The 22,622-nt window shown below is 73.4% G+C and carries 19 protein-coding genes and 1 pseudogene; 15 read left to right on the top strand and 5 right to left on the bottom strand.

Annotated elements, in window-relative coordinates; genetic code table 11:
• Window positions 1-180: 180 nt before the first annotated feature.
• Both ACIRQY_RS07230 and ACIRQY_RS07225 read left to right on the top strand, forming a co-directional pair.
• Entirely contained in the window at window positions 181-1,170 is a 990-nt protein-coding gene (locus ACIRQY_RS07230) for an aldo/keto reductase (RefSeq protein WP_403922770.1), read from the top strand.
• A gap of 222 nt (window positions 1,171-1,392) precedes the next feature.
• On the top strand, window positions 1,393-2,085 hold the full coding sequence (locus ACIRQY_RS07225) for a PH domain-containing protein (protein WP_351780820.1): 693 nt from the start codon (window positions 1,393-1,395) through the stop codon (window positions 2,083-2,085).
• A gap of 70 nt (window positions 2,086-2,155) precedes the next feature.
• Here the strand turns inward: ACIRQY_RS07225 and ACIRQY_RS07220 are convergent, their stop codons facing one another.
• Window positions 2,156-2,839 carry a GDSL-type esterase/lipase family protein gene (locus ACIRQY_RS07220; RefSeq protein ID WP_403922769.1) on the bottom strand — a complete coding sequence of 228 codons (684 nt, stop codon included), beginning with the start codon at window positions 2,837-2,839 and terminating at the stop codon, window positions 2,156-2,158.
• 196 nt (window positions 2,840-3,035) lie between these two features.
• Here ACIRQY_RS07220 and ACIRQY_RS07215 point away from each other — a divergent pair, with 196 nt between their 5' ends.
• Window positions 3,036-4,052: a WD40 repeat domain-containing protein gene (locus tag ACIRQY_RS07215; RefSeq protein ID WP_403922768.1), complete on the top strand. Its 1,017-nt coding sequence runs from the start codon at window positions 3,036-3,038 to the stop codon at window positions 4,050-4,052.
• A gap of 191 nt (window positions 4,053-4,243) precedes the next feature.
• On the opposite strand, the gene ACIRQY_RS07210 is transcribed toward ACIRQY_RS07215, so the two are convergent.
• Window positions 4,244-5,023: a TetR/AcrR family transcriptional regulator gene (locus tag ACIRQY_RS07210; protein ID WP_403922767.1), complete on the bottom strand. Its 780-nt coding sequence runs from the start codon at window positions 5,021-5,023 to the stop codon at window positions 4,244-4,246.
• A gap of 124 nt (window positions 5,024-5,147) precedes the next feature.
• Between ACIRQY_RS07210 and ACIRQY_RS07205 the strand changes: the two are divergent.
• Together ACIRQY_RS07205 and ACIRQY_RS07200 are read left to right on the top strand one after the other, a co-directional pair.
• Window positions 5,148-6,176, top strand: a pseudogene (locus ACIRQY_RS07205) (ATP-binding cassette domain-containing protein); the annotation flags it as partial.
• Window positions 6,177-6,514: 338 nt separating this feature from the next.
• The gene (locus ACIRQY_RS07200) at window positions 6,515-7,321 is read left to right on the top strand and encodes an ABC transporter permease (protein WP_403922766.1); all 807 of its coding nucleotides are present in this window, start codon (window positions 6,515-6,517) and stop codon (window positions 7,319-7,321) included.
• A 70-nt stretch (window positions 7,322-7,391) separates the two neighbouring features.
• Here the strand turns inward: ACIRQY_RS07200 and serC are convergent, their stop codons facing one another.
• On the bottom strand, window positions 7,392-8,510 hold the full coding sequence (gene serC, locus ACIRQY_RS07195; protein WP_351780831.1) for a phosphoserine transaminase: 1,119 nt from the start codon (window positions 8,508-8,510) through the stop codon (window positions 7,392-7,394).
• Between the two features lie 51 nt (window positions 8,511-8,561).
• Between serC and ACIRQY_RS07190 the strand changes: the two genes are divergently transcribed.
• Complete coding sequence (locus ACIRQY_RS07190) at window positions 8,562-11,585, top strand: FAD-binding and (Fe-S)-binding domain-containing protein (RefSeq protein ID WP_403922765.1); 3,024 nt, start codon at window positions 8,562-8,564, stop codon at window positions 11,583-11,585.
• A 163-nt stretch (window positions 11,586-11,748) separates the two neighbouring features.
• Here the strand turns inward: ACIRQY_RS07190 and ACIRQY_RS07185 are convergent, their stop codons facing one another.
• Complete coding sequence (locus ACIRQY_RS07185; protein ID WP_403922764.1) at window positions 11,749-12,606, bottom strand: LysR family transcriptional regulator; 858 nt, start codon at window positions 12,604-12,606, stop codon at window positions 11,749-11,751.
• 363 nt (window positions 12,607-12,969) lie between these two features.
• Here ACIRQY_RS07185 and ACIRQY_RS07180 point away from each other — a divergent pair, with 363 nt between their 5' ends.
• On the top strand, window positions 12,970-13,851 hold the full coding sequence (locus ACIRQY_RS07180; protein ID WP_403922848.1) for an EamA family transporter: 882 nt from the start codon (window positions 12,970-12,972) through the stop codon (window positions 13,849-13,851).
• A 370-nt stretch (window positions 13,852-14,221) separates the two neighbouring features.
• On the opposite strand, the gene ACIRQY_RS07175 is transcribed toward ACIRQY_RS07180, so the two are convergent.
• Window positions 14,222-15,184: a helix-turn-helix transcriptional regulator gene (locus tag ACIRQY_RS07175; RefSeq protein ID WP_351780837.1), complete on the bottom strand. Its 963-nt coding sequence runs from the start codon at window positions 15,182-15,184 to the stop codon at window positions 14,222-14,224.
• 72 nt (window positions 15,185-15,256) lie between these two features.
• On the opposite strand from ACIRQY_RS07175, the gene ACIRQY_RS07170 reads away from it, so the two are divergent.
• The 8 genes from ACIRQY_RS07170 to ACIRQY_RS07135 all read left to right on the top strand — a co-directional run bounded on the left by ACIRQY_RS07170 (window position 15,257) and on the right by ACIRQY_RS07135 (window position 22,620).
• Window positions 15,257-15,550: a hypothetical protein gene (locus tag ACIRQY_RS07170; RefSeq protein WP_351780839.1), complete on the top strand. Its 294-nt coding sequence runs from the start codon at window positions 15,257-15,259 to the stop codon at window positions 15,548-15,550.
• Between the two features lie 119 nt (window positions 15,551-15,669).
• Complete coding sequence (locus ACIRQY_RS07165) at window positions 15,670-15,813, top strand: hypothetical protein (RefSeq protein WP_403922763.1); 144 nt, start codon at window positions 15,670-15,672, stop codon at window positions 15,811-15,813.
• Between the two features lie 589 nt (window positions 15,814-16,402).
• Window positions 16,403-16,624, top strand: coding sequence for an MbtH family NRPS accessory protein (locus ACIRQY_RS07160; RefSeq protein WP_351780842.1), 222 nt, complete (start codon window positions 16,403-16,405; stop codon window positions 16,622-16,624).
• A 19-nt stretch (window positions 16,625-16,643) separates the two neighbouring features.
• A complete protein-coding gene (locus ACIRQY_RS07155; RefSeq protein ID WP_403922762.1) occupies window positions 16,644-18,434 on the top strand; it encodes a non-ribosomal peptide synthetase in 1,791 nt (596 codons plus the stop codon).
• Window positions 18,431-19,678 carry a cytochrome P450 gene (locus ACIRQY_RS07150; protein ID WP_351780845.1) on the top strand — a complete coding sequence of 416 codons (1,248 nt, stop codon included), beginning with the start codon at window positions 18,431-18,433 and terminating at the stop codon, window positions 19,676-19,678. Before ACIRQY_RS07155 ends, ACIRQY_RS07150 begins: the two co-directional genes overlap by 4 nt.
• The gene (locus tag ACIRQY_RS07145) at window positions 19,675-20,412 is read left to right on the top strand and encodes a thioesterase II family protein (RefSeq protein ID WP_403922761.1); all 738 of its coding nucleotides are present in this window, start codon (window positions 19,675-19,677) and stop codon (window positions 20,410-20,412) included. The genes ACIRQY_RS07150 and ACIRQY_RS07145 overlap by 4 nt, the downstream gene beginning before the upstream one ends.
• A 94-nt stretch (window positions 20,413-20,506) precedes the next feature.
• Complete coding sequence (locus ACIRQY_RS07140) at window positions 20,507-21,505, top strand: TauD/TfdA family dioxygenase (protein WP_351780849.1); 999 nt, start codon at window positions 20,507-20,509, stop codon at window positions 21,503-21,505.
• Window positions 21,506-21,543: 38 nt separating this feature from the next.
• Complete coding sequence (locus ACIRQY_RS07135) at window positions 21,544-22,620, top strand: alpha/beta fold hydrolase (protein ID WP_403922760.1); 1,077 nt, start codon at window positions 21,544-21,546, stop codon at window positions 22,618-22,620.
• The last annotated feature ends 2 nt before the right edge of the window (window positions 22,621-22,622 follow it).

Here is a 22,622-nt window from a genome sequence, read left to right as displayed (position 1 = left end):
GCCGGGTAACCTCGAAGGGTGGATCCGAAGACACGAAACCGAATCATGGCCGGTGTGCTCGTACTGATGTTCGCCATCATCGCGCTGGCATCCGTGGCCGGTCTGTAGCCCCCGGGGCGCCTCCCACGGCGTGGGAAGCCGCTTGCTTCGAGCGCACTCCAGGCAGTTGGCTTGACGTCCATGGAGTACACGCAGCTCGGACGCACCGGACTCAAGGTCAGCCGACTCGTCCTCGGGACGATGAACTTCGGTCCGCAGACGGACGAGACCACCAGTCACGCGATCATGGACACGGCGCTCGACGCCGGTCTCAACTACTTCGACACCGCCAATGTGTACGGGTGGGGTGAGAACAAGGGGCGGACCGAGGAGATCGTCGGCTCCTGGTTCGCCCTGGGCGAGGGACGGCGGGACAAGACCGTCCTCGCCACCAAGGTCTACGGCAACATGGGCCCCGACGGCGAGGCCTGGCCCAACCACGACAAGCTCTCGGCGCTGAACATCCGCCGCGCGGTCGAGGGCAGCCTCCGGCGGCTCGGCACCGACTACATCGACGTCTACCAGTTCCACCACATCGACCGGGCCACCCCCTTCGAGGAGATCTGGCAGGCCGTCGACGTCCTGATCCAGCAGGGCAAGATCCTCTACGCCGGATCCTCCAACTTCCCCGGCTACAAGATCGCCCAGGCCAACGAGACCGCCGCCCGCCGGGGCTCCGTCGGACTCGTCAGCGAGCAGTGCCTCTACAACCTCTTCGAGCGGCGCGCCGAGATGGAGGTCGTCCCCGCCGCCCAGGAGTACGGACTCGGGGTCATCCCCTGGTCGCCGCTGCACGGCGGTCTGCTCGGCGGCGTCCTCAGGAAGGAGGCCGAGGGCAAGCGCCGTACGGAGGGACGCGCGGCGGCCACCCTCGCCGACCCGGCCTCCCGGGCCAAGCTCCAGGCCTACGAGGACCTGCTCGACAAGCACGGGCTCGAACCGGCGGAGGTCGGCCTCGCCTGGCTCCTCACCCGGCCCGGCGTGACCGGTCCCATCGTCGGCCCCCGCACCCCCGAGCAGCTCTCCGGCGCCCTGCGCGCCCTGGAACTCGATCTGAGCGAGGAACTCCTGACCGCGCTCGACGAGATCTTCCCCGGCCCCGGCCCCTCCCCGGAGGCCTTCGCCTGGTGACGGACCCGCCGGGCGGCAGGGGCGCGTGACAGCGCGCGGCCGGGCGCGTTCCGGGCGGTGGGGGTGTGTGCCCCCACCGCTCGCGCCGTGACCGCGCCGTGCCCGCCCGCGCCCCGCCGGAGGATGCCCCGATCCGGGCCGTCCGGTCGGTGAAAGACCCTTCTCCACAAGGGAATCGGGTCCTAGCCTGGATGTCCGTCACGCGGGATCCAGGGGGGAACCATGGAGGCCGAGCGCACGCTGCCACGTGAGTACCGGGTCAGACCCGGCCGGATGACCGGCGTCTACATCGCGGTGGGGGTCGCCGTGCCCGCCGGGATCCTGCCGCTCCTGAACGACCGCTCGATCCCCGGCGGGGTGAAGGCCCTCGTCGGCGGGCTGCTCCTCGCCTTCGTCGTCTGGATCGTCGTCGCCGCCCGCAACTGCTCCACCACCGCCGACCGCACCGGCCTGCGGGTCCGGGGCATGCTGCGCACCCGGGGTCTCGCCTGGTCGGAGGTCCATGACATCCGTGCCGCGCCCAACCCGAGCGCGGGCGGCGGACAGCCCCGGGTCCTCTCGTACGCCTACGGGCGCGACGGGCGCCGGGTCCAGCTGATGTACCTGGACGACGCCCATGTGGTCGTCGAGCAGGAGATCGCCGTGCTCCGCGCCGCCTGGGAGGAGCTGCGCGGCGCGGACTGGACGCCGGACGCGGCGGCCGAGCGGCTGATCGGCCGACGGCGGGCCCGGGAGGGTTCGCTGTTCAAGGCGATGTACTGGGCCTTCGGTTCGGTCTTCGTGGCCCTCGCCCTCTTCGTCGTCCTGCTGGTCGCGGACGGTGCGGCGATGGCGCCCGAGTGGATCCTCGTCGCCCCGGTCGTGACCTTCTTCGTGGTCTGGGCGGTCGCGGCCGTCCGCGCCAGGCGCCGCTAGGGCGTGTTTCAAAAGTGGCGCCGTCTGCCCGGAGGGCAGGCCTGGCGGCGCCTGCTACGCACGCTCGCGGTCAGGGCAGTCGGTACGGGCCGCCCAGGCCCCATGCCTGGTGCATCGCGTCGGCGAACGCGGCGGCCAGCTTGTGCTCCCCGGTGGGGCCCGGGTGCGTGCCGTCGTAGGTGTCGGTCCCGAGGTCGTACGACTCCGGGACCGTCGCGAGGAGCAGCGGCGAGGCCGCCGTGTCCAGGTCGGCGACGGCCTTCGCGAGCAGCTCGTTGAACCGGGCGCACTCGGCGGCGAACGCGGGGTCGTACCCGGCGCGCACATTGGGGATGACGGGCAGGACGACGGCCCGGACGCGCGGGTTGGCGGCGCGGGCCGCCGCCGTGAACGCCCGGACGTTCTCCTCGGTCTGCCCGCTGTCGGTGTAGAAGCCGAGGTCGATCAGGCCCAGGGAGACCAGCAGCACGTCGGCGCCGGTCTCCGTCACGGTCCCGCCGATCACGGGCGCCATGTGCAGCCAGCCCTCGCCCCAGCCCGCCAGGTGCCGCCGGGCGGCGGCGGGGAAGGCGGGGTCGGCGTACGCCTGCGACACCGGGGCGTCGGCCGCCGGGTCGTACAGTCCGGTGCGCGGCCCGACGATCTCGTACCCGCCGGGCAGGGTGGACTCCAGGTGCCGCCACATGCGGTGACGCCAGGTCCAGTCGCCGGCGCTGCCGATGGTCATGCTGTCGCCGACGAACAGAAAACGCATGGTCATATCTTCGCGGACGCCGTCCGGTGCGGGCGACGTGATCCGGGCCACGGGCGCGGGGGCGCACGGTCCGGTCCCGGCCCCGGCCCCGGTCAGGTCCCGTCCGGCCCCGGGCGGTGCGCGGCGCCGGGCCCGGGGCGCGGGCCCGCTCCGGGCGGCCCGTCGCCTTCCCCGGGGGCCGTGGCAGGCTGGGGGCATGCGATCTGCTCTGTGCGCCCTCGGTGCGGCGGCGGCCCTGGTGCTGCTTCCGGCCGGTCATGCCCGCGCCGAAGGCCGGGAGCCCGACCGGGACTTCACCGTCGAGGACCCCCGGATCACCGAGTCCAGCGGTCTCGCCGCGAGCCGCGCGCACCCCGGGATCTACTGGACGCACAACGACCAGGACGCGCCCCTGATCTACGGCGTCGACTCCCGTACGGGAAAGACCGTGGCGACCCTGACCATGAAGGGGGTCGGAACCCCCAGGGACATGGAGGCCATCGCGGTCGGTCCGGACGGTGACCTCTACGTCGGGGACATCGGCGACAACCTCGACGGCTCCTGGGACCACGTGTGGATCTACCGCTTCCCCGAGCCGGAGGTCCTCAAGGACCAGACGGTGGCGGCGAAGCAGTACGTCGTGAAGTACGCCGACGGGCCCCGCAACGCCGAGGCGCTCATGGTCCATCCGAAGACCGGCCGGGTCTACATCGCCAGCAAGAAGCAGAGCGGCGGCGGCCTGTACGCGGGCCCCGAGCGGCTCTCCTCCTCGGGCACGAACGTCTTCCGCCGGGTCGGCGAGGTGCCCTGGGTGACCGACGGCGCCTTCTCCCCGGACGGCGGCAGCCTCGTCCTGCGCGGCTACTTCAGCGCGAAGGAGTACGCCTGGAAGGCGGGCGGCACGGGCGGCGGGAGCCTCGGTGACGAGGGGACGCCGGTCGCGGCGCCGTTCCAGGGGCAGGCGGAGTCGGTGACGTACACCAGGGACGGCTCGGCGTTCATGTTCGGCTCCGAGGGGAGCGGCAGCCGGGTCCTCAGGGTGGAGCGGTCCGGGGCTCCGGCCCCCGCGAAGAGTCCCTCCGGCGGCCCTTCCGGCGGCCCGGGCGCCTCGGCCGCGCCCTCCGGGGGCCCGGCCGCCGAGGGCGATCAGGGGAGCGTCACGGTCGGCTTCCTGGTCCTCGCGGGCGCCACCGTCCTGGTGGTCGGCGGGAGGCGGCTCGTCAGGAAGAAGTGATCCCGGGGGCCGGATCCGGACGGGTGTCCCGGGCGGTGCCGGGGTCCGCGCCGGGGGTGGTGCGGGGGTCCGCGTCGCGGGTGGTGCCAGGGCTCTTGTCGGGGTCCGCGCCGGGGTGACGCCAGGGCCGATTTCCGGGTCCATGTCGGGGTGACGCCGGGGGCGGTGTCCGGGGCGATGTCCGGGGTGGGTCAGGGGGCGGTGTCCGGGGCGGTGTCCGGGGTGGTTCCGGCGGGGTCCCGGTGGGCCGCCTCGGCCACCAGGGTCTCGAAGCCGTTCATCAGCCGGGCGAGGCCGAAGGCGAAGTGGTCGGTCTCGCGGGTGAAGGTGTCGTCGGCGAGCGACGCCATCAGCGGGTAGTCGCCGGAGAGCATCGCCCGGTTCAGGTAGGGCCGCTGGACGCGCCAGAACTCCTCGTCGTCGACGCCGGTCTCCCGCGCCGCCTCGGTGGCCTGGAGTTCCGTGCGCGCGGAGCCCGCCGCGAAGCTCTGCACGGCGATGATCACCGAGATCGTGTCGGGGTCGCTCAGTCCCATGCCGTGCGGCCCCTTGAGGCCCATCAGGCAGAGTTCGAGGCCGCGCAGCGCGCTGGGGCCGAGGACCGAACGGGCCTCGTTGACCTTGAGCAGCCAGGGGTGGGCCCGGTAGAGGTTCACCGTGGTGCGGGCCAGCACGGTGACGGTGTCGCGCCAGTCGGTGGGGGCGGGCGGGCCGTCGGGGAGCGACTCGCCCTGGACGCGGTCGAGCATCAGGTCGAGGAGTTCGGTCTTGCCGGGGACGTACCGGTAGAGCGACATCGTGCCGACGCCGAGTTCGGCCGACACCCGGCGCATCGAGACGGCGTCGAGGCCCTCGGCGTCCGCGAGGCCGACCGCCGTCGTGACGATCCGGTCGAGGGTGAGGCCCGGCTTGGGGCCCCGGCTGGGTCGGTCGCCCGTGCCCCAGAGGAGGTCGAGGCTGCTCTTCGTCATGCCGTCACTCTAAAACCCGGCGAACCGGACGCGGAATTAAAACTGGGTACACCGTACTCTCTTGGGTACGGTGTACCCAGTTGGAGTGCGGCGAGACGCACCCCCGACATCCGGAGGCACAGCCATGCCCGAATCCGCAGTGACGCCCGCCCGCCGCCCCGCCCCGCCCGGCCGCCGTCCCCCGCCCTGTGACGGCCCGGGCGCCCCCGCCGGACACGCCGTCCTGGTGGAAGGGCTCCGCAAGCACTACCGGAGCAAGGGCGGCGCCACCCTCGCCGCGCTCGACGGCTTCGACCTCGTCGTCCGCCCCGGCACCGTCCACGGGCTCCTCGGCCCCAACGGCGCGGGCAAGACCACCGCCGTCCGCATCCTCGCCACCCTCCTCAAGGCCGACGGCGGGCGCGCCGAGGTCGCCGGGGCCGATGTCGCCCGGGACCCGGGCACCGTCCGCGCCCGCATCGGTCTCGCCGGGCAGTACGCCGCCGTCGACGAGGGCCTGACCGGCCGCCAGAACCTCGAACTCTTCGGCAGGCTCTTCCACCTCGGGGCCCGCCGCTCCCGCGCCCGCGCCGCCGAACTCCTCGACCGCTTCGGGCTGACCGAGGCCGCCGACCGGGGCGCGGAGGAGTACAGCGGCGGGATGCGCCGCCGCCTCGACCTCGCCGCCTCGATGATCCTGGCCCCCGCCGTGCTCTTCCTCGACGAGCCCACCACCGGACTCGACCCCCGGGCCCGGGGCGAGGTCTGGGAGGCGGTCCGGGCGCTCGTCGCGGGCGGCACGACCGTCCTGCTCACCACCCAGTACCTCGACGAGGCCGACCGGCTCGCCTCCCGGATCACCGTGATGGACCGGGGCCGGGCCATCGCCGACGACACCCCCGACCGCCTCAAGGACCGGGTCGGCGGCGACCGGGTGGAGGTCGTCGTCGCCGAGCCCGCCGACCTCCCGGCGGCCCGCGCCGTGCTCGCCCGGGTCGCGGGCGCGGAGCCCCGCACCGACGAGGCGGGCCGCCGGGTCCACGTCCCCGTCACCGACCGCGTCGCCGCCCTCACCCAGATCGCCCGCTCCCTCCAGGAGGAGCGGATCGCCGTGGAGGACCTGGCCCTGCGCCGCCCCGCCCTCGACGACGTCTTCCTCCGGCTGACGGGCCAGGAACCGGGCGGTGACCGGGGGCCGGGGGACGGCCGGGACCCAGGAGGTGACGTGGAACCAGGTGGTGCCCGGGAGTCGGGTGGTGACGGGGAGCCGGGTGGTGGCCGGGAGCCGGGTGGTGGCCGGGAGTCCGCCGCCGGTCGGGAGGCCGGGAGCGACCGGCGGGTTGCCCTCCGCCGTGAGGCCGGCAGTGTCCGTGAGACCGGAAGTGCCCGTGAGACCGGAAGTGCCCGTGAGGCCGGAGACGTCCGGGCGTCCGGAAGCGTCCGGGCGTCCGGAAGCGTCCGGGCGTCCGGAAGCGTCCGTGGGTCCGCCGCCGACGGCCGGGAGGCCGCCGTATGAGCGCCGTCACCTTCGACCGGGCCTACTGGGCGTTCGCCGACTGCCTCACCCTGGTCCGGCGGACCCTGCTCAACTACCGCCGCAAGCCGGTCGCCATCCTCTGGCAGCTCGGCTTCCCCATCGTCTCCGTGCTGCTGTACGGCTTCGTCTTCGGCAGCGCCATGCGGGTCCCCGGCGGCGGGGACTACCGCGAGTTCCTGATGCCCGGCATGTTCACGATGACGATGGCGTTCGGGCTGATGAGCACCGCGACGGCCGTGGTCTCCGACAGCGGCAAGGGGGTCGTGGACCGGTTCCGTTCGATGCCGATGGCCCCGTCCGCCGTCACCACCGGCCGGGGGCTGTCCGACCTGCTGATCGCCTCCGCCGAACTCGCCATCCTCGCCGCCACCGCCCTCGCCATCGGCTGGACCTCGGAGGGCGGCCCGGCCGCCACCCTCCTCGGCTTCGGCCTGCTTCTGCTCCTGCGCTTCAGCCTCATCTGGGTGGGCGTGTGGTGCGGGCTCACCGTCCCGAACGCGGAGACGGCGGGCGCCCTCTACGCGGTCGTCTTCCCGATCACGATGATCTCCAGCGTGTACGTGGCACCCTCGCTGATGCCCTCCTGGCTCGGCCCCGTGGCCGCCTGGAACCCGATCTCCTCCACGGTGACCGCCACCCGCGAACTCTTCGGCAACCCGGGCGCGGACGGCGGCACCTGGGTGGAACAGCACGCTGTCCTGATGGCGTTCGCCTGGCCGCTCGCCATCACGGCCGTCTTCCTGCCGCTGGCCGTACGGAAGTACCAGGCGCTCAGCAGGTGAGAGGGGACGCGAAGGGCCCGGCACCGCGCGCGCGGTGCCGGGCCCTTCCGTACGACGGAGCGGGACGCGGCTACAGGTTCTCGATCACGTAGTCGACGCACGCCGTCAGGGCGCGCACGTCCGCCGGGTCGATCGCCGGGAACATCGCGACCCGGAGCTGGTTGCGGCCCAGCTTGCGGTACGGCTCGGTGTCCACGATGCCGTTGGCGCGCAGCACCTTGGCGACCGCCGCCGCGTCGACCTCGTCCGCGAAGTCGATCGTGCCGATGACCTGCGAGCGCTTCGCCGGGTCCGTCACGAACGGCGAGGCGTGCTTGGACTCCTCGGCCCAGCCGTACAGCGCGTCCGACGACTCCTTCGTCCGGGCCACGGCCCAGTCCAGACCGCCCTGGCCGTTGATCCACTTCAGCTGCTCGTTGAGCAGGAAGAGGGTCGACAGCGCCGGGGTGTTGTACGTCTGGTTCTTCAGCGAGTTGTCGATGGCCGTCGGCAGCGAGAAGAACTCGGGGATGTGCCGGCCCGACTCGTGGATCTTCCGCGCCCGCTCCAGGGCGGCGGGGGAGAAGGCCGCCAGCCACAGACCGCCCTCGGCGGCGAACGACTTCTGCGGGGCGAAGTAGTAGACGTCCGTCTCGGTGATGTCGACCGGCAGACCGCCCGCGCCCGAGGTCGCGTCGACCAGGACGAGCGCGCCCTCGTCGGCTCCCGCGACCCGCTTGATCGGGGCGGCGACACCGGTGGAGGTCTCGTTGTGGGTGTACGCGTAGACGTCGGCGCCCGCCTCGGCCACCGGCTCCGGGTGGGTGCCCGGGTCGGCGGAGATCACGGTCGGCGCGTCCAGCCACGGGGCCAGCTTCGCGGCCTTCGCGAACTTGGAGGAGAACTCGCCGAAGGTGAGGTGCTGCGACTTCTGCTCGATGAGCCCGTGCGTCGCCACGTCCCAGAAGGCGGTGGAGCCGCCGTTGCCCAGGATCACCTCGTAGCCCTCGGGCAGCGAGAAGAGGTCACGGATGCCGGTACGCACCTCGCCGACCAGGTTCTTGACCGGAGCCTGCCGGTGGGACGTGCCGAGGAGAGAGGTGCCGGTCGCGGCCAGGGCGTCCAGCGCCTCCGTACGCACCTTGGAGGGGCCCGCGCCGAAACGGCCGTCGGCGGGCTTGATGTCAGCGGGAATCTGGATATCAGCCACGAGGCGGAGAGTATCGGGTCGGGAAGGGACCGGTCGCCGCATGTCCGCCCGATGAGACGAGGACTGAGACATCCTGGCCTTGTGGGAACACACGAGCAACGGACCGGGGAAGCGACCGCACTCGCCGCCGCGCTGCGGGCGGCCGTCGCCGGAGACGTCGACTTCTCCGCCGCCGCCCGTGCCCTGACCACCATGGACGCCTCCAACTACCGGCGGGTCCCGGTCGGCACGGTCGCGCCCCGCGACGCCGACGACCTGGCGGCCGTCCTGGAGGTGTGCCGGGCGCACGGGACACCGGTCGTCGCACGCGGCGGCGGCACCTCGATCGGCGGCCAGGCCACCGGAACCGGCGTCGTGCTCGACCTCACCCGGCACCTGGACGGGCTGGTCTCCCTGGACCCGGAGGCGCGCACGGCGGTCGTACGGCCGGGGCTCGTCCTCGACCGGCTGCGGGAGGCGGCCCGCCCGTACGGGCTGACCTTCGGCCCCGACCCGTCCACCCACGGCCGCTGCACCCTCGGCGGCATGATTGGCAACAACGCCTGCGGGGCGCACTCGGTCGCCTGGGGCACGACGGCGGACAACGTGCGCTCGCTGGAAGTGATGACCTACCGGGGCGAACGGTTGACGCTGGGACGGGACACATCGGTGGTGCCGGGCGGGCCGGTGGTGCCGGGCGGGCCGGTGGTGCCGGGCAGGCCGGTGGGACCGGTGGGGCCAGTGATGCCAGTGGGGCAGGACGGGACAGGTGGGCCAGGTGGTCTGAGCGGACTGGTGGTGCCGGGCGGGCCGGTGGTGCCGGGCGGGCCGGTGGTGCCGGGGGCCGGTGGCTCCGTGGCGCGGGGCGCGCCCGCCGGGCTGCTCGACCTCGTCGGGCGGAACCTCGCGCCACTGCGCACCGGCTACCCGCAGGGGCTCCCGCGCCGGATCTCCGGGTACGCCCTCGACGCGCTGCTGCCCGAACGGGGCACCGACGTGGCCCGTTCCTTCTGCGGCAGCGAGGGCACCCTCGGGATCGTCACCGAGGCGAGCCTCCGGCTGGTCCCGCTGCCCGCCGCGCCCGTGCTCGTCGTCCTCGGGTACGCCGACGAGAGCGCGGCGGCCGAGGCGGCGGCCGGGCTCCTCCCGCACGGGCCGCTGACCGTGGAGGGCATGGCCGCCGACCTCGTACGGGACGGCGGCCAGGGGCTGCCCCGGGGCGGGGCCTGGCTGTTCTGCGAGACCGACGGCGAGGGCGCGGCCCGCCGTCTGGTGCGGGCGGCGGACGCGCTCGACGCGGTGCTCGTGACCGACCCGGCCGGACAGCGGGCGCTCTGGCGGATCAGGGAGGACGCGGCGGGCACCGCGACCCGGCTCCCGGACGGGACCATGGCCTGGCCGGGCTGGGAGGACTGCGCGGTGCCGCCCGCCCGGCTCGGCGCGTATCTGCGCGACTTCCGCGCCCTCCTCGCCGAGCACGGCCTCAGGGGCGTCCCCTACGGGCACTTCGGCGACGGCTGCGTCCACGTCCGGATCGACTTCGACCTGTGGACCGACCCGGGCGTACGGGAGTTCCGGCGGTTCTCCGAGGCGACGGCCGACCTGGTGGTCGCCCACGGCGGCTCGCTCTCCGGGGAGCACGGCGACGGGCAGGCCCGGGCCGAACTCCTGCCGAGGATGTACGGGGACGAACTCGTCGCCCTGTTCGGCGCCGTCAAGGACGTGTGGGACCCGGACGGCGGCCTCAACCCGGGGATGCTGGTCCGGCCGCGCCCCCTCGACGAGGGCCTGCGGTTCGCCGGACTGCCCGCGACGGGCGCCGGGCGGGCCGCCGCCCGCTGCGTCGGGGTCGCCAAGTGCCGGGTGACGGGCCCGGCCCGGGGGCCGGACGTGATGTGCCCCTCGTACCGGGTGACCCGCGAGGAGAAGCACTCCACCCGGGGCCGGGCACGGCTGCTGCACGAGATGGCGCTCGGCGAGGTCGTCACCGGCGGATGGCGTTCGGAGGAGGTGCGGGAGGCCCTCGACCTCTGCCTGTCCTGCAAGGGCTGCCGTGCCGACTGCCCGGTGGGCGTCGACATGGCCGCGTACAAGGCAGAGTTCCTCGACCGGCACTACGCGGGCCCGCTCGGCTTCCTGCGCAGGCCCCGCTCCCACTGGACGATGGGACGGATCCCGCACTGGCTCGACCTGTTCGGGCGGGCGCTGAACCCGGCGGCGCGGCTGCCGTTCGCGGCCCGCTGGGCGGGCGTCACCCCGGAGCGGGGCATCCCGCGCGTGGCCGCCCGCACCTTCACCTCCTGGTTCGCCGAGCGCGCCTCGGCCCGCCCTCCCGTCCTGACGCTCTGGCCCGACACCTTCACCGACCATCTGGCACCCGAGGTCGGCCTCGCGGCACTCCGGGTCCTGGAGGCGGCCGGGCTCGGCGTGACACTGCCGCCGGGCCGGGTGTGCTGCGGTCTGACGTACGTCTCCACCGGTCAGCTGGGCGCCGCCCGCAAGGTGATGCGCCGGACCCTGGACACCCTCGACACCCTGGACACCCCGGACGGCGGTGGCCCCGGACCGGTCGTCGTCCTCGAACCGTCCTGTGCGGCGGCCCTCCGCACCGACCTGCCCGAACTGCTCCCGGACGACCCGAGGGCGGCCCGGCTCGCGGCCTCGGTCCGCACCTTCGCCGAGGCCCTGGAGGAGCTGGCGCCGGACTGGCGACCGCCGCGCCTGGACCGCCCGGTGACCGGCCAGACCCACTGCCACCAGCACGCGGTCCTCGGCGACGCGGCCGACCGGCGCCTCAGGGAGCGCGTGGGTCTGACCGGTGAACTGGAGGGCGGGTGCTGCGGTCTCGCCGGGAACTTCGGCTTCGAGCCGGGGCACCACGAGGTGTCGGTGGCGTGCGCCGAGGACCGGCTGCTCCCGGCGCTCCGGCGGGCCGCCCCGCACACCGAGGTCCTGGCGGACGGCTTCTCCTGCCGGACGCAGATCGCCGACCTGACCGGCGGCCGGGCCCGGCACCTGGCGGAACTCCTCTCGGAGGCGCTGGACCTGGGGGAGCCGCCGGGACGGGCGGGCGGTTCGGATGAGGTGAGTGGGTGAGGGGAGGGGCGGTGCGCGTGGTTGGGGCGGTGCGGGTGGTGCGCGCGGTGCGCACGGCTCGGGTGGTGCGCACAGTTCGGCTGGTGCGAGCGGTGCCGAGGGTGCCGACCTCCGTCCAGGTCGCCCGGGGCCACGGGTGCTCCCCGGGCCGCCTGGACGGAGGTCATTCCCCGCTGACGATCTCCCGGGCCATCGTCACGAGCGCCGCCGTCGCCGGGTGCGGGAAGGCGTCCCGCCAGGCCAGGACCACCGGGAGCGCCGGGGCGTCGGTCAGCGGACGGTAGGCGACCCCGGGGTGCGGGTGCAGGGCGGCGGTGGACGCGGAGGAGACGCCGACGCCCCGGCCCGCCGCGATGGCCGTCAGCCAGTCGTCGGTGTTGGCGACCGTGACGGTGGCCGCCGGGCGGGCGGCGGGGGGCCACAGGGCCAGGGTGGTCGTGCCGGAGACGGTGTTGAGGACGACGGTCCGGCCGGTCAGGTCACCGAGGGCGAGCCGGGGCAGGTCGGCGAGCGGGCCGTCGGCGGGGACGGCGGCGAACCGCTCCTCCGTGGTCAGCTCGACGGTGACCAGGCCCGGCGCGTCGACCGGGCCCCGGAGGAGGGCCGCGTCGACCTCGCCCCGGGTGAGTCCGGCCGTGCGGTCGTCGACCCGGAGGAGTTCGAGGGGGGTCCCGGGGTGTTCGCGCTGCCAGCGCCGCAGCAGGGGAGTGGTGTACGGGCCGAAGGCCGACCAGGCGTGTCCGAGGCGCAGGGGCCGGTGCCGGAGCCTGGCGGGATCGACGGCGTCCTCGAAGGCGGCGAGCGCGGCGGCGGCCCGGTCCCGGAAGGCGTGGCCGTCGGCGGTGAGGGCGAGGTGGTGGGTGGAGCGGTCCACCAGCCGGGCGCCGAGGTGCTGTTCGAGGGCGGCGAGCGTACGGGAGACGGCGGGCTGGGTGAGATGGAGCCGGGCGGCCGCCCTGGTGAGGCTGGTCTCCTCGGCGATGGCGAGGAAGCAGCGGAGATGGCGTAGCTCGATGCTCATGCGTTCGGAGCATAACCGCAGCGCAGTCGGCATTTCCGGTGGCGCGCGGGGGCTCGTAGCGTGAGGGGGGAAGTCGGTGGCGGTTCACCGGCGGTGCATTATTCTGGACTGGAAGTACAGTCTGGTGGACGTGTGAGGAGTCGGTCGGTGGACAGTCCGGTCAAGGGGGCGGCCCCGGCGGGTGCCGCCGTGGTCGGCGGCGGGCCGACGGGTGCCGCACCGGTCGGCGCGGGAGCGGCGGGCGTCGCCGTGGCCGCCGGGGACCCGACGGGCGCCGTCGTGGCGGGCGGTGGCGCGGGTGCCGGGGCCGCGGGTGCCGGGGCCGCGGGTGCTTCCGGGGCGCCGGGCCTCGCCCCCCGGGGGATCGCGGGCCATCGGTTCGGGCCCGTCGCGCTGGTCGTCGCGGGCGGTCTCTCCGTACAGTTCGGTTCCGCCGTCGCCGTCCTCCTGATGCCCCGCGCCGGTGCGCTCGGCGTGGTGACGCTGCGGCTGGTGCTCGCCGCCGCCGTGCTGCTGCTGATCTGCCGCCCCCGGATCCGGGGGTACGGGCGGGCCGACTGGGGCACGGTCCTCGCCTTCGGCGCGGCGATGGCCGGGATGAACGTCCTGTTCTATCTCTCCGTCGCCCGGATCCCGCTGGGCGCGGCGGTGACCCTGGAGGTCCTGGGGCCGCTGATCCTGTCGGTGGTCGCCTCCCGGCGGCTGATGAACCTGCTGTGGGCGGGGCTCGCGCTCGGCGGTGTCGTCCTGCTCAGCGGTGGTGGTCTCGACCGGCTCGACCCGCTGGGGGCCGGGTTCGCGCTCGCGGCGGGCGCGATGTGGGCGGCGTACATCGTGTTCAGCGCGCGGACCGGCCGCCGCTTCCCGCAGGCGGACGGGCTGGCGCTCGCCATGGCGTTCGGCGCGGTCCTGACGCTGCCGCTGGGCATCGTCGACGCGGGCGACAAGCTGCTCGTCCCCTCGACGATCGCCCTGGGCCTCGGGGTCGCCCTGATGTCCTCGGTCCTGCCGTACACCCTGGAACTGCTCGCGCTGCGGCGGCTGCCCGCGCCGACCTTCGCGATCCTGATGAGCCTGGAGCCGGCCATCGCCGCGACGGCGGGCTTCCTCGTCCTCCAGCAGGCCCTCGCCGTGACGGACGCCCTGGCCATCGCCCTGGTGATCGCCGCCAGCATGGGCGCGGTCCGCAGCCAGATCGGGCACGGGCGCCGGAAGGCCCCTGGGGGCGCGGGCCGGGACACCTGAGGGCGGGCGCGCCCGCCCTCCCGGGCCTCGCCTGCCCCGGCTCCTCCGTCCGCCTGTCCGGTTCCGCCGCCCGCCGCCCCCGGTTCCTCCTCCCGCTTCCCCCGGTTTCTCCGACCGCGTCGCCGGGTGGACCACCGCTCGCCGGACCGTTCCCGCGAGCCACCGCCCCGCCGGACCGTCCCGGCGGGGCTCCGCCGTTCCAGGGCCCGTGCGACCTGGGAGTTGGCACAAAGATGCCCTGCGTATTTTCTGCCAGGGAAACGAAACCCCCGTGTTTCACCGTGCGTGGAACACTGGTGCCTTCACGGACGGCAGGGGGGAACGTGGAACCCCACGCTCCCCCCTGCCGTCCGTGAAGGTCCGGGCCGCTCTACAACAAGCCTATTTCGGCGGCCCTCTGGCCCAGCTGGAAACGGCTCTGGGCGCCGAGGACTTCCGAGACCTTGGTGACCATGCGGCGCTCCGTGCGGATGGAGACACCGAGCTTGCGGGCCACACCCTCATCGGTGAGGCCCTGGGCCAGAAGCCTCAGGAGCTCGCGTTCCTGGGCGGACAGGTCCTCGCCCGTCGGAACGGCTTCTCCGAGGGGGGCGGCCGTGGCCCACACCATGTCGAACAGGGCGCACAGCACCGACACCACCGCGGGTTCTTCGATGATGAGGGCCCCCTGGGCGGAATCCTCCAGCGACAGGGGGATGAGCGCCGCCCTGCGGTCGGCGATCTGCATACGGAAGGGAAGGTGGGGGACGGTGCGAACGGCGCCGCCCTGAGCGGTGAGCCAGGCGGAGTGCTGCACGGACCCGGTGTCGTTCCGGATGCTTTCCAGGTAGATCGTCTTGATGGACACCGACCGTGACAGCAGGTCCTGCAGAAGGGGCCGGCTGGCCAGCCGGTTGGCCTCCGTCTGGGGTCCGCCGGGAGCGAAGGCCAGCGACTCGTGCCGGGTGTCCACCGCGAGCTTTTCCAGATAGTTACGGACAGAGCCCAGATCTGTCAGCTTCTCCATCCCGGACACGCGCGCCCCGGCGTACTCGTTCATGTAGTCGTCGATCAGCGAGGCCATCCGGGACCGGGCCTCGTCCAGGGCCTGCTGCTGACCGGCGATCTCGGCCTGCCGCTTCGCCCACAGCGCCTGGAAGCCCAGATGGGGGCTCACCGGGCGGGCGCTGCCGCCGCCGTCCCATGACGCCTTGATCAGGGCCAGGTCGGCCAACTTGTCCAATGCTTCACGAACTTGACCTTCACTCAGACCGAGTTTCGTACAGAGATTGGCCATTTCAATGCCCGGACTGCGGAGCATCTCCCGGTAGACGGCATCGGTGGCATCTCCCACCCCCCATGTGTGGAGCACGTCTTTCCTTCCCGTACGTCTCTTGGCCCGACACTCATCCCGAGAGGGGCACAGGTGTTCCTGGTAGCTGCTGCATGGTCATTCTCCGGTCCCCCGCCGCCCACGGCGGAGGGCGAGCTGAGAGGTGTTCTTCTGCAGAATGACGCACCGCACGGGCGGCTGCAGCATGTACGGCTGCACATCGGCCACCGGGGCGCCCGGGGCGTCCTCTTCCTGTCCGCGGAGGACGGCGCGGGCGCCGAGGCCTACGCGCGCGCGCTCTGGGCGGCCGCCGCCGAGGGCGAAGGGCAGGTGTGCAATTGGCGGCTCCTGGAGTGCGGAGTCCTTCCGCTGCCCACCCGGGCATGAAAGTGCCAGGAACAGTTTGTGCCACGCCCGAAGTCTGGTCCCGGCCCCCGGGCTCCGTAAAGATCGGGGCATCGGAAGAGAGAAAAACGGCTGCTGAAGCCGGAACGGGGAGGCTCATCGTGAAGTTTATCAAGCGGGCAATCGTCATGGCTGCTTTCACCATTCCGCTGGTATTCGCGGCGGACCTCGCCACCGACAATGCGCATTCGGTCCAGGCCGCCGACAGCGTCCAGCGGACGACGGAAGACTTCGGCTGGCAGTGATCCGCCCCGCGCCCCCGGGCCGCCCGGCGGGAATTCCCGCCGACCCGGCACGAATTCGGCGCACCGGCTCCCCGACGAGCCCCGGACACCCGGCACCGTAAGCCGCTCGCGGCCCGCGGCCCGCCCGGCCCACCGGACGCCCGCCGCGTACCACGGGCCCCGGGTCCACCGGACGCCCCGCCCACCGCGGGACAGCGGACTCCGGCCCACCGGACGTCCCCCACGGACCACCGGGCCCAGGCCCACCGGACGTCCCCCGCAGGACACCGGACCCCGGAGTTCCAGGCCGTCACCTCGGCCGGCCCCCGGCCCGTACGGCATCCGCTCCACCGCACCGCCGGCTCCGGCAGCCGCCACCCGCGCGCCCCGGCCCTCACGCGGCCCCGCCGCCCCCCCTCCTGACACCCGGCAGGCCCGTCCGCCCACGGGCCATGAGTCCCGCACCGCGAACCGGCCGCACGCACTCCCGCGCCCCGTCCGTGACCGACCGCGAGACGCGCACGGAATTGCTCTCCATGAAAAACCCGAATCCCACGGATCGCAGAATGTTGCAGTCTCAGAATCCCCGAGGTGGATGACTATGCGCGAAATGGCTGCTGAGGCGCCCCCCGCGAACGCGGCACCCGAGACCGGCGCGGACCACACGGTGGTCCGCAACCACGAGGAGCAGTACTCCCTCTGGCGCGTCGGCGAGCCGCTCCCCGAGGGCTGGCGGGAAGCGGGCTTCACTGGCTCCCGGGAGCAGTGCCTCGCCCACATCGAAGAAGCCTGGACCGACCTGTGCCCGCTGAGCCTGCGCGCGGCTCGCTGAGATCGAAAGGGAGATAGCAGTGGCTCAACACCAGCTCATCCACCAGTGGGTGGCGGACGCCGCCGCCGAGGACCCGGACGCGGTCGCCGTCACCGCCGGGGACACCGTCCTCACGTACCGCTCGCTCGAAGCCGACGCCACGGCGCTGGCCCGGGTGCTCGGGGAGCACGGTGTCACCGCCGGTTCGCGGGTGGTCGTCGCCGTGCCCCGGTCCACCGACTTCGTGATCGCCGCCCTCGCGGTGCTCAAGGCGGGCGGCGCCTACGTGCCGATCGACCCGGAGTACCCGGAGCAGCGACGGCAGCTCATCCTGAGCGACTCCGGCGCCGCCCTCATCATCACCGCGGGCACCGAGGGCCCCGGCGGATTCCCGGCGGTCGACATGCGCGCCGTGCAGCCCGCGACCGCCCCGGAGACCACGGCCGCCCCCGGCCACGACGGTGGGGCCCCGGCCCCCGACGTCCGGCCCGAGGACCTCGCCTACATCGTCTACACCTCCGGATCGACCGGCACCCCCAAGGGCGTGTGCATCACCCACGCGGCGGTGACCGACCTCATCGGCTCGGACCCCCGGCTGGCCGTCGGACGCGGCGAGATCGTCGCCCACCTGGCGCCGACCGCCTTCGACGCCGCCACCTTCGAGATCTGGTCCGCCCTCGCCCGGGGCGCCACCGTCGCCGCGCTCGGCAAGGACGAGATCTCCGTCGCGGAACTCGGCCGGACCCTGCGCGCGGTCCGCCCCGACTGGATGTTCCTGACCACCGGTCTGTTCCACCTGCTGGTCGACCACGACGTGGAGATGTTCAGCGCCGTCGGAACGGTCCTCACCGGTGGCGACGTCCTCTCCCCGCAGCACGTCCGGGCCGCCGCTGCACAGGTGTCGCGGGACCTCTACGCCGCGTACGGCCCGACCGAGACGACCGTGTTCGCCACCCTGCACAAGGTGGACACCGCACGCTCCTACGAGCGGGTGCCGATCGGCCGGGTCCTGGACGGCAAGAAGCTGTACGTCCTCGACGGCGACCTCCGCGAGGTGCCGCCCGGCGAGGTCGGCGAGATCTTCCTCGGCGGCAACGGCCTGGCCCGCTGCTACCACGACCGGGCCGCCCTGACGGCGGAGCGGTTCCTGCCCGACCCGTACTCCCCGGCGGCCGGCGGCCGTCTCTACCGGACCGGCGACCTCGGCCGGGTCCTCCCGGACGGCGAGGTCGAGTTCATCGGCCGCACCGACCGCCAGGTGAAGGTGCGCGGCTTCCGCGTCGAGCTGGGCGAGATCGAGGCCGCGCTCTCCGCGCACGAGGCGATCGGCGCGGTGGCCGTGCTGGCCCTCGGCGACGACGAGAACAGCAAGCGGCTCGTGGCCTACGTCGCCCCGGCCGGGCGCGCCGAGCTGAGCACCGCCAAGCTGCGGCGCTGGGTCGACGAAGCGCTGCCCGCCTACCTCGCCCCCTCGCGGTACGTGCTGATGGACACCCTGCCGCTCGACCCCAACGGCAAGGTGGACCGCAAGGCCCTGCCCCGCCCGTGGGCCACCCGCGCGGAGCTCGACCTGCCCTCGCCGGTCACCCCCGGCACCGACACCGAACGACTGGTCACCCAGGTGATGGCCGATGTCCTCGGACTGGACGAGGTGGGCGTCGAGGACGACTTCTACGCCCTCGGCGGCGACTCGCTGCGCAGCGTCCGGATGCTGGAGCAGCTGCGTTCCCTCGGGATCACCATCAGCTCCCGGGAGTTCATGCGCAGGCCCACCGCCCACGGCCTCACCGGGCTCGTCACGGAGCAGCAGCTGGTCGGAGGCGTCCGATGAGGATCACCTCCCCCGCCCGTGACGCCCGGGTCCCGCTGGCCGGGGTGGACCTCTACGACCCGGTGCCCTACCGCGACGCCTGCCAGCACACGCTGTGGCAGACCCTGCGCGAGGACGCGCCCGTCTGGTGGCAGAAGGCCCCCAACGGCACCGGCTTCTGGAACTTCACCCGGCACGCCGACGTCGAGCAACTCCTGAAGGACCACCGGAGGTTCAGCTCCGAGGAGGGCACCATCCTCAGCTCGGTGGGCGTCGGCGACGCCGCGACCGGGAAGACGATGACCGTCACCGATCCGCCCCGGCACGCGCAGTTGCGCAATCCGGTGATGCGCAAGCTGGGCCGGTCGATGATCCGCCGCTCCACCGAGCAGCTGAACGGCGAGGTCGCCCGGGTCGTGGCCCCGCTCCTGGCGGACCGCAAGGGCGACTTCGTCGGGATGATGCACCGCCTGCCGATGGCGATGCTGGCCCCGATGATGGGCATCCCCGAGGAACTGCGCGACGAGATCGCGCACTGGTCGGCGGTGAGCATTGCCCCCGACGAGCCCGGTCTGACCGGCGGCCTCGACGCGCACACGGCGGCCCGCGAGGCGCACGTGCACCTGCTGGACCTGTTCGGTGCCGCGATCACCGCGCGGGCCGGTGACCCGGGCGACGACGTGATGACCGCGCTGACCGGGCTGCTGCTCGACGGCGAGCCGCTGACCGACTGGCACGTGGCGCTCAACTGCTACAGCCTGATGATGGGGGCGCACGCCACCACCCCGCACGTGGCCGGGCACATCGTGACCGCCCTCGTGGAGCGCCCCCACCTGTGGGAGGCGGTCCGCGCCGACCCCACCCTGATCCCCGCGCTGATCGACGAGGGCACCCGCTGGACGTCCCCGACCCACCACCTGGTGCGGCGGGCCAGTGTGGACACCGAGCTGGGCGGTACGGCGATCAGGAAGGGCGACTGGCTGTGCGGCTGGGTCGGTTCGGCCAACCGTGACCACGCCGTGTGGGACGACCCGTACGAGTTCCGCATCGACCGGGGCAACAACCCCCACCTGGGCTTCGGCGTCGGACCGCACTACTGCATCGGCGCGATGATCTCCCGGGCCGCGCTGACGGTGCTGTTCGAGATCCTGGCCGAGCGGGTGGAGCGCTTCGAGATCCCCGAGGAGCCCGTCCACCTCACCTCCAACTGGATCAACGGCATGGCCCGGATGAACGTGGTCCTCCACCTCGGGGAGCGGTCATGAGCCGCTGGACCCTGCAGCCGGTCCCGTCCGACGGCGACTACCTCCTCTTCGGCCTGCCGTACGCGGGCACCGGGGCGTCCTCCTTCGGGCAGTGGCCGCGCCGGTTCGGCGCGGGCCGGTTCTGCGCGGTGCAGCCGCCCGGCCGGGAGAACCGGTTCGGCGAGGACGGCGTCGCCGGCCACCAGGAGTTCGCCGAGGGCCTCGTCGAGGGGATCGCGGACCGGCTCGACCGGCCGTACGCGCTGATCGGGCACTGCGGCGCGGTGCCGTTCCTGCTCCAGACCGCGGCGCACCTGGAGCGGCGGGGACTGCCGCTGCCCCGGCGGCTGTTCGCCTCCGGCTGGGGCGCCCCGCAGCGGGGTCTCTACGGCAGGCTCAACTTCGCCGACCTGGCCGAGGTCGACCTGGTCGCGGAGATCGAGGAACGCTGCGCGGCCCTGGGCTACCAGCTGCACCCCGAGTTCGTGGAGATCGCGGCGGAGACCATGCTCGCCGATCTGCGGGTGCAGCGCGGCTACCGGGCCGAGGCACTGCCCAGCCGGGACGTGCCCGTGTCGGTGATCGGCTGGACCGAGGACGCGGTCGTCCCCGGGGACACCGTGTGGCCCGGCTGGGAGGAGCGGTTCGCCGCCACCTTCCACGTGCTGGACGGCGACCACTGGGAGTTCCTGCGCTGTCCCGGGGCGCTGCGCGACCTCGTGGAGCGGGAGATGTCCGCCGTCGTCGGCGTGTAGGCGGCCGGTGTGCCCCGTGGCCCGTGCGGTCACGGCGGCACGGGCACCGCGTGACGTTCAGCCGCACGGCTGTGAAACCACCAAAGGACCGGACATGCGCTCTCTTCTGTCAGACCAACGGACCCCCCGGCACATCGACCAGTCGAGCCTGACGCTGACCGACCGGGAACGCGGCCGGGTGCGCGCGCTGGTCGAGGAACTGGGACGGTCCTCGCCCGACGGACGCGTCGACGATCCGCGGTGGCTGGCCCTGGCCCGGCTGCACAGCTGCCGGCTGCCGGTCAGGCTGCTGGAGTCGCTGCGGAACTTCCGCAGCGAGCCCGGCCCGGACGGGACCCTGCTGATCGCCGGTCTGCCCGTGGACACCGGGGCGCTGCCCGACACCCCCACGGTGCCGGACTCGGTGGAGCGTGCCGCGACCGGGCCCGCGTCGACGGCGATGCTGCTCGGCCAGCAGCTCGGCGACGTCTTCGCGTTCCGCGACGAGAAGCACGGCGCGCTGGTGCACAACGTGGTGCCGGTGCGGTCCCTCGCCCGGTCCCAGAGCAACGGCGGCTCCGTCGATCTCGAACTGCACAACGAGAACGCCTTCCACCCGCACCGGCCGGACCTCATCGGGCTCCTCTGCCTGCGCAGCGACCACGAGGGCAGGGCGGGCACCCTGTTCTCCTCCGTCAGGAAGGCGCGGGTGCTGCTCGGCGACGCCGACGTGACGGTCCTGCGCGAGGCCCGGTTCGTCACCGAGGCGCCCCCGTCGTTCCGCACGGGCGACGCGGCCGTCACCCACGCCGTCCTGGGCGGCAGCCCGGACGACCCGGACATCCAGGTCGACTTCAACGCGACCAGGGCCCTCGACGCCGAGGCGGCGGCGGCGCTGCGCCGCCTCGGCGGGGCCCTGGCCGAGGTCGCGTCCGAACTGGTCCTGCGACCGGGCGACATGGCCTTCCTGGACAACCGGGTCGTGGTGCACGGCCGTACCGAGTTCACCCCCCGCTACGACGGCGGCGACCGCTGGCTGCACCGGGTCTACGTCCATCTGGACGGGCGGCGCGGCCTGTCCCACCGGGTCGGGCCGGGACCCGTACTGGCCTGATCCGCCCGCCCACCGAGACTTCCGAAAAGGACACAGCCATGAACGCAGCGGAGACGGCCGTCACCGTGTCGGCGGGCCCCTCGCGGCCGAGCCTGGTGCACCACATGCTCCAGGACATCTGGAGCACCACCCTCAAGCACGAAGTGGGCGTGGACGAGAACTTCTTCGAGGCCGGTGGCGACTCCCTGTCGGCGCTGGTCGTCGTCGAGCAGATCAACCAGCGGCTGGGCTGGCGGATCAACATGGGTGACCTGCTGCGCTTCCAGACCATCGCCGGGCTCGCGGCGGAGAAGGCGCAGCCGCAGGCCGCCAACTCCGAGCGGGCGCTGATCCGGATGAGCGACGGGGGCGGCGGGACGCCCCTGGTGTTCGTCCACGCCGGGCACGGCATGGTCGACGGCTACGGCCGTCTCGTCCGGGAGCTCGGCGCCGACCGGCCCTGCTACGGACTCCAGTCCCCGCTGCTGACCGAGGGCGCCGAGGGCGTGCCGGACAGCATCCAGGGGCTGGCCGAGTACTACGCCGATCTGCTCCAGGACGAGTTCGGGGACGACGAGTTCCATCTCCTCGGGTCCTGCGCGGGCGGCGCCATCTGTGTGGAACTGGGCCGCATCGCCGCCGACCGGGGGCTGGGCGTCGGCAGGACCGTCGTGGTCGACGGCTACCTCGAACTGGACTCCACCGCGCCGATGTCGGAGGCCGAACTGCTCGTCGACTTCTACGACGGTCTGCTGCGCATGTCGGGGACGACGGGCCAGTACCCGGCGATGACCCCCGAGGACGTCGACCTGGAGCGGGTGCTGCGGTACTCGGCGGCGGCGATGTTCGGCACGGACCTGGGGTACGACGAGCGGGCGGAGGCCTTCTGCCGCCGTCTGTACGCCTCGTTCCTCACCACCGCGCACGCCCTGACCTCGTACCGGCCCGAGCCCGCCGACGTCGATCTGCTCATGCTGTTCGCGAAGGACAACGACACCCTCGGACAGTGGCGTTCGGTGATCACCGGCGAGCTGACCGCGGAGGTGCTGCGGTCGGACTTCTACGGCCAGCGGCTCTGCATCGAAGAGGCCGCGTACGTCGCGGCCCGCACCGTCGACTACCTGGGCGAGGAGTGAAC

It is taken from the genome of Streptomyces sp. NPDC101490, from assembly GCF_044767145.1.
In the GTDB taxonomy this organism is placed as follows: domain Bacteria; phylum Actinomycetota; class Actinomycetes; order Streptomycetales; family Streptomycetaceae; genus Streptomyces.
This window is presented reverse-complemented; position numbering and strand designations above follow the sequence as displayed.